The 7,582-nt window shown below is 37.3% G+C and carries 2 protein-coding genes and 1 pseudogene; all 3 read left to right on the forward strand.

The annotated features are described in order from the left end of the window. Positions 1–248: 248 nt before the first annotated feature. The gene (locus ACFINX_RS07530; protein WP_375668572.1) at positions 249–3,719 is read left to right on the forward strand and encodes an autotransporter outer membrane beta-barrel domain-containing protein; all 3,471 of its coding nucleotides are present in this window, start codon (positions 249–251) and stop codon (positions 3,717–3,719) included. A 686-nt stretch (positions 3,720–4,405) separates the two neighbouring features. Continuing rightward, positions 4,406–5,133, forward strand: a pseudogene (locus tag ACFINX_RS07535) (autotransporter outer membrane beta-barrel domain-containing protein); the annotation flags it as partial. Positions 5,134–5,305: 172 nt separating this feature from the next. Continuing rightward, on the forward strand, positions 5,306–7,582 hold a 2,277-nt coding region (locus tag ACFINX_RS07540), incomplete at its 3' end, for an autotransporter outer membrane beta-barrel domain-containing protein (RefSeq protein ID WP_375668573.1).

A 7,582-nucleotide genomic window follows, 5' to 3' on the forward strand; every position in this document is an offset into this window, starting at 1 on the left:
TTATTTTTATTAAATTCTCTTGAAATCACTGCTTTGGGGTGGAATTTTTATTTCTATCTATATTTTTACGCGTTTTTATAAATAATACAATTTTAAATTGTGATATTTTGGGATTCTGGCTTTACATAAAATATAGGGTGGATATATAAAATACAAAACGTATTTTAATTATCACGCGTAACCAAAGTTATTAAACAGAACGCGTGTTTTTTGTTTTTAGAGAAGGGGAAGAAAGTTTGTAGAAAATTATGTTTAAAAATCATCTCTCTTTATATCATTTTACAACGGTTATTTTTTTCTTTGTATACAATACTGATGCAGGTGAGATTTCTTCTGAGAAGAAGCCATATTCATGTAACGAAGGTGCCTCATTTTATCGCTGTAATGATGGTAAAACGCATGAAATTACCAAGAAAACTTATCAACTTACGGGTGAAAGTTCTTATGCTGCCATAGAGGCATCAGGGAAAAATACAGTCATTGAGGGAGAGGCTATAATCATTAACGGTGTTTCGAATGCACATGGACATTCAGAAACAAACGCTTGGACAACAGCTGTAAAGTCCTCAAATGGGGGAGGCGTTGCTCTATTTGATTCCATGTTAAATAACGTGTCGATAGGGGCCGATGTCAATGAGGAGGGAGCTTTTGAAATGCAGGATGGGGTGATTAAAGCAACCAGAATGGGGATCAGTGTTGGGGGTAAAGGGTCGTTTGTTTCTTTGACCAAGACAGAGATTAAGACATCTTCTGATGCGATAGGTCTTTTGAGTCATAATGGTGCAAAAATTTATATGAAAGGAGGAAAAATTGATTTTGCTGATGGTATTGGTGTTCAAACAGGAGGAGATGGAGAAATTAATTTAGAGGGCGTTTCTATTACTGGGAGGGGGAAACAGGAAACAAATACAGATAATCATCGTGAAGGTTCTGCTTTTAGTATGCTTCAGGGGAAAGGCTCTCTTAATTTCCAGAAGGGAAACGTTAATGTCGACAATGTTCATGGCATTGTAGTGCAGGGGAATAACCATAATGCTGCTCATATAAAATATTCCAATGTTTTTGTGAGAGGGAATGGATTTAATGGCATGCACTTTTTTTGGGAAGCTGTCTTAAATGATAAAAAAACAATTATACCTGGAAAAGGGACTGTCCATTTGACAAAGACAACTTTTATGGCTCCAGAAAGTACGGCTATTTATAGTCGTGAATTCGAAAGTTCTGTTAAACTCTTACAAAATTCAAAAATTTCTGGAGATTCACTCCTGAAAGCTGTTGAGCGTTCTAATGTAAAGATTGAGGCTGATGCTTCTACCCTTGTAGGAGGCGCACATGTTGATGAAAGTTCTACAGCTAAGATAGATTTAAAAAATGGTTCAAAGTGGATTTTATCGCGACCAAAATATGACAAATTGCAAAATTCTGATGCTTCTGGTTCTAGGTTAAAAGATTATTCTTCTATTTCTTCGGTTAATCTTACGGATAGTTCTCTTGTTTTTGAAGAATTAAAATCTAAAAAAACAAATGGTTATCAGACACTTCTCATTGGAAAAGGATTTGGGACTGTCTATAAAGCGCACGGTGATGTGAATCTTTATCTTAATGCATATTTGGATAAAGGCGGAGCTCTGCAAGAGCAAAAAACTGACCGGCTTTTAATCAATGGTGATCTTGAAGGAAAAACAACAGTTCATGTTTATAAGATTCCTGGAAGTCCAGGGGCATTGACGGGAGATGGTGGTAATAATCAGGGGATTTCCATTATTCAGGTTTATGGAAAAGCCATGGAAGATTCTTTTCAGTTAAAGGGGGGGTATGTCACACTTGAAGCCTCCCCCTATCAGTATCATCTTAAGAGTTATGGTCCAGGCTCTGCTTTAGGGGCGGCAGATTCCAATCAAAGAGTGCTTAAAAACTCTGGAACATTTTGGGATTTCCGACTTGAAAGTCAATTTGTTGATTCCACTAAAGTTTTTCCTGTTCTTGATTTGGTTGTCCCCCCTTCTTCTGATGATATTCCTTCTTTTTCTAAAATGCATCCTAATATTACTGGAGGTGAGGATGGTTCTATTGATTCTAACTCTCAGCAAAAGTCTCAGGAGCCAAGTCTTTCTTCTCCTGTAGATTCTCCTGATAGGGATTCCCATCTTACGACCACACCTAATGTATCTGATGTTTTTGTACTTGAGATCCCCAATCCTCTTTCCTCTCTTGCACCTGTTGTTCCCGCTATTGCTGAATCTAATCCAGTTTCTCCACCTGCATCTGGTTCACCTGTTCCGCCGCATGTTTCACCCACTCCTTCTGTTGTTTCCCCAGTTGCATCTGGTTCACTTGTTCCGTCATCTGTTTCATCCACTCCTTCTGTTGTTTCCCCAGTTGCATCTGGTTCACTTGTTCCGCCGCATGTTTCACCCACTCCTTCTGTTGTTTCCCCAGTTGCATCTGGTTCACTTGTTCCGTCATCTGTTTCATCCACTCCTTCTGTTGTTTCCCCAGTTGCATCTGGTTCACTTGTTCCGCCGCATGTTTCACCCACTCCTTCTGTTGTTTCCCCAGTTGCATCTGGTTCTTCTGTTCCGTCATCTGTTTCATCCATTCCTTCTGTTGTTTCCCCAGTTGCATCTGGTTCTTCTGTTCCGCCATCTGTTTCACCCACTCCTTTTGTTGTTACTCCACCTGCGTCTGGTTCTTCTGTTCCGGCATCTGTTTTTGAGCCTTCTTCTCATTTTGAGCCAAATGTGAGAGTCGTTGTTCCACAGGTTTTGACTTATATTCTTGTGCCAAATACCTTATTTTATGCTGGATTGATGGATATCAGTAATCAAAGCAAGCAGTTGCAAGCGCTGCGAACTGTTCCTGGTCGGTTGTTGAAAAATGATGAAAATCCCGCTTTGTTTTTGCGCGGTTACGGTGGACATCATCATTATACTTCAAATTTGTCTGCATTTAAATATGGTGATTATGGCGGTGAGCTTGATTATAATGCACTAGAGGCAGGTATTTTACTCAAGAAAATCGAAAGTGCATACAGTACGACATCTTTTGGGATTATGGGAAATTATGGCAAGCTTTCTTTGCAGCCTCGAAAGGTTAAACAAAGTCAAGAAAGTATATTTGATAAATGGACAATCACAGCATATGGAAGCATGCAGCATGATACGGGTCTCTATATGGATGGTCTCTTCTCTTATGGTTTGTTTAATGGAAATGTTCTCACACTTGAGCGAGGTAAAACGGCTGCATTGAGAGGGAAGCCCCTAAGTGTTTCTTTAATTGCTGGTAAAACGTTTATGATAGGCAGCCGATATTTTATTTTTGAACCACAGGTTCAGTTTGTTTATCAAAATCTCCAGTTTCATAAGACTCGTGATATTGATAATTTTAATATTGATATGCGAAGTCCAGATCATTGGGGGATGCGTATTGGTGGGTATTTAACGAAGACACTTACATTTACTAAAGATAAAGATGCACATGTTCTCTCATTCTATGGTAAGCTTCATTTCATTCGTAGTTTTGATGATAAACAATTTGTATATTTTAAAGATGCCTTCCAGCTTGGTTCCTTTGGGACTTCTTTAGAAGCTGGATTTGGTGTTTTTTCGCAATTATCTCCCAAAATTATTTTTCATAGCGATCTGATTTATCAGCATAAATTTACGAGTGACGGCTTTTCCGGAACGCATTTTTCTGGTGGATTAAGTTATCATTTTTAATTGTATTTTTCTTTAATACATCCTTTGTGAAAGACATAAGCACAAAACATGGTTTTGTTGTGTCGTTTTTCTGATTTTTGACTTTACATATAATACAAAACAAATTATATGTAACGGTACATAATAAGTAGATGAACTAGGTGTGTCTTTTCAGTTTTTTATGAATAAAATAAAGGAAGTTTAGACTAAATTATGATTAAAGTACTAAAACGCTATGTGTGTGTTCTCTTACGACCTCTATTTCTTTCTTCGTGCACAATATAGATGTGAGTGCAGAAGATTATAACCCCTCGTGTAATTCTCTTTTTAAGTCGTATTCGTGTGATACAGTTGATGCTTCTCGTACTTTTGGAAGTCGTAATAAGTTATATATGAGTGGATTGGATAGGAGAGCTGCAGGTGTTATTTTTACAATACGAACTCATGACATAGTTATTAAGCCGCAAAAAAGTAAAGGGGAAAAAGGCTTTCAGGAGCTGATGGAATTTTAGAATTAAAGAGATCTGAGAAGATTACATCAGCAGTGGTTGTGTCAAAAGATAATAAAACTTCTTTTAAAAAGAGTTCTATTACAGGAAATGGCGAAAAGAAAAGTGGTAGAAATGCTACGTTATCTCAATCTGTGTTTGGTGTGAAGCAGGGTGGTTCTTTCCTTTGATGAAGGTAAGATTCAGGTTTCTGTTGTTCATGGTATAGAGGCAAGTGTCTTGCTCAATGCGATTGAGGATACACATCACACTTTGAGCTTTGGAATAATGGAGAATAATGGAAAAAAACTTTCTACAACCTCAAGATGTTAAAGAAAGCAAAAAAGTACATTTGATAAATGGTCTATTACAGTATATGGCAGCATGCAGCATGATACAGGCTTTTATATAGATGTCCTTTTTTCCTATGGTTTATTTAAAGGGGATGTTCTCACGCAAGCAAGAGGCAAGACAGCAACATTGAAGGAAACACCTTTGAGTGCTTCATTGATTGCGGGCAAGTCATTTACGACAGGGCATAAAGGGGTTATTTTTGATCCGCAGGTTTAGGTTATTTATCAAAATGTGCGGTTTGATAAGGCGTCTGATATTGATGGTTTTGATATTGAGATGGGAAAACTTGATTTATGGGTGATGCGTGTTGGTGGTCTTTAAGAAAGATGCTTGCTGCTTCTGAAGAGGCTCTTGTTGTTTCTTTCAATTGCGAGCTTCAGCTTGCCATTAGTTTTAGAGGAAAACAACGTGTGCGGTTTGGAGATGAATTCCAATAAGGGCTTTTGGCTCTTCTCTAGAAACTGGAATGGGATTGAAGGCTCAGTTGTCTTCAAACTTTGCTTTGCATGGAGATGTAACTTATCAGCATTGCCTTAGAAAAGGTGGTTTTTCAGGGATTATTTTTTTCAGGCGGTTTATACTATCGTTTTTAGGTGCCTATGAAATATAGAGTAATTTTTACATAAGTTATAGAGTGTTTTATGAAGTATAAAGTGATTATTTAAGTTTTATACTTGCTATTTTTAGTGTGTTTAACTTAATGTTATGGGGAATGTTTTTTATTTTTAACTAACAGGGGGAGAAAGGCAAATTGGGAATAAAGTTATGGTTAATGTATTAAGCGGGTATAGATTTTTATTTATTACAACGGCTATTGTTTCTTTTTTGCCAATCGTGAGTGTTAATGCGAATCCTAATAATTTAGGAACTTCCTGTAATGTATCAGAGAGTTTTTTTACATATAGCGATAGTAAAAAACATACGATAAGTAATAAAAATTATACTCCTTCTGTCTCTTCTCTAGATGATTTTGTTGCTGTCTTCTCTATAGAAAAAGAGGGAACTGTTTTAAATTTATTAGAGACAAATATTATCTCGCATAGGCCAAAGCAGATGTTTTTATATAGTGCATCTGTAAAAGATGATGGCAAGCTTGTTCTAACCAATTCAAATATTAAGGATATGTCCGGTTTTCGTGTTCAGAATGGGCAAGTTGTGATGAATAGAGGGAAGATTGAAGGTAGTTTGCAAGCTGTATGTGCAGAAGGAAAAAAAACCGATATTGCTTTAGTGAGCGTAAATATTGATATTGTATCAGATAATTTGAATGCAAAAGGGATTGGATTTGTTAGTAGTTCTGATGCATTCGTTAGGATATCAGGCAGTACTATTACTTTTAATGAGATTGGTGCGTTTTCAACACAATTTGGGGGAAAATATCTTATTGATACAACCAATATTCAGGGCAAAGGTAAGAAACACACGATTGTAGTTGATAATGAAACTATTGATGAATTTCCAAGAGCTTTTGACATATCACAGGGTGGTAATGTTCATTTGCGTGGTGATTCTATTCAGCTCACTGATATGCATGGCTTCTTGATTACGAATTTTGCAGGTTATGCAGATGCTGAAGGTAAATTGATTCAAGAATACGCTTCATCAAATGCGTTTAAAAATACAAGTATTAAGATAGAAAAAAACAATATTTCTGTTCAGGGTGAGGGAGTATACGGTCTGTATTTTTATGGATTAGGCCCAGATGTATGGGGTGATATGTTTAAGGTAGGGAGTGAAAAACTTTCAAAAGTAGAAAAAATTGTTTGGGGTGAAGCATCTTTGCATTTGTCACAGACAACTTTTTCAGTTCCCGATGGTATTGCCATTTATAGTACGGGAGATGATATTTATGGAGCTGAAGCTACCATTGAATTAACAGAAAGGACAAAGATCTCTGGTGATTTATTGTTAAAGGCTCAAAATAATTCTTCTCTATTGGTGAAAGCAAAGGATTCTATCCTTACAGGGGGTATTCGTGTTGAGGATGCATCAACTGTTCACTTAGAATTAACAAATGGCTCTGCATGGTATCTCACCAAAAGAAAACATACAGATTTACTGGAATCTCTTCCTGTAGATTCATTACTTTCGTCTATAAGCATTTCTGATAGCACAATTTTTTTTGATAAATTTATATCTCAAGATTATCAAACGCTATATATTGGAAAAGTATATATTGAGAAAGGAAGTAATCTAAATGACATAAATCCAATAGAGGGGATACAATATGATAAAGAAGCCTATAATGCAAAGGGAAATGTGCAGATTAAGATGAGTGCGTTTGTGAATAATGACGGCTCGTTTAATCCTCAAAAAACTGATCGTATTTTGATCTACGGGAATGTTTTGGGAAGTACACTGCTCATGATGGAGAAATTTTCCAAAACCTTAGAAGAAGAAGCTGGCAATAAAGGAAGTCAAAGTATTTCACTTGTTCAAGTTGCTGGGACAGCAGAGGAAAGTTCTTTTAAGTTAGCCAATAGTTATACTACGGTGAATGGATTTCCTTATCAATATAAACTTCGTGTCTATGGTCCAAGTTCTTCTTCTGGAAATGCAGATCCAAAGAATAGATTGGTTGTTGGAGAAGGGGATTTTTGGGATTTTCGTCTCGAAAGTGTTTACATTGGTCCTGAATTAGATTCTTCTGAAACTGCTTCTAAGCCAACGTCTACAGTTTTACCTCCTCAATCTGAAGAAGAGACGGTTCCTTCTAAACGACCAACAGAGACTATTTCACCTGAACAACCCCCTTCTGTTGAGCCTCCACTTATACCATCTACACCTTCTTTGCCTGAAGGATCTGAACCGTCTGAAATATTTATCCCTACGGATTCGACGCTGACTCCTTCTGCACCAGTTCCGTCTGAGCCTCCCTCTGTACCAACAGTTCCGGAGGCTCCTTCTGCTGTGCAACCTATGCCTGCACCGTTTGTTCCAGTTGAAGATTCTACTAATGATGTTCTGCCATCTGAGCCCTCTGCTCCGGAGGACACTTCATCTCTGGATACTGTTTCTCCTCCTTCTGCCCCTGTTGAACCA

It is taken from the genome of Bartonella sp. AP36NXGY, assembly GCF_042195865.1.
GTDB lineage: Bacteria > Pseudomonadota > Alphaproteobacteria > Rhizobiales > Rhizobiaceae > Bartonella.

What these genes read in the sequence shown, in the direction of transcription:
- ACFINX_RS07530 (WP_375668572.1), top strand. Translation starts at nt 249, where the DNA reads ATGTTTAAAAATCATCTCTCTTTATATCATTTTACAACGGTTATTTTT.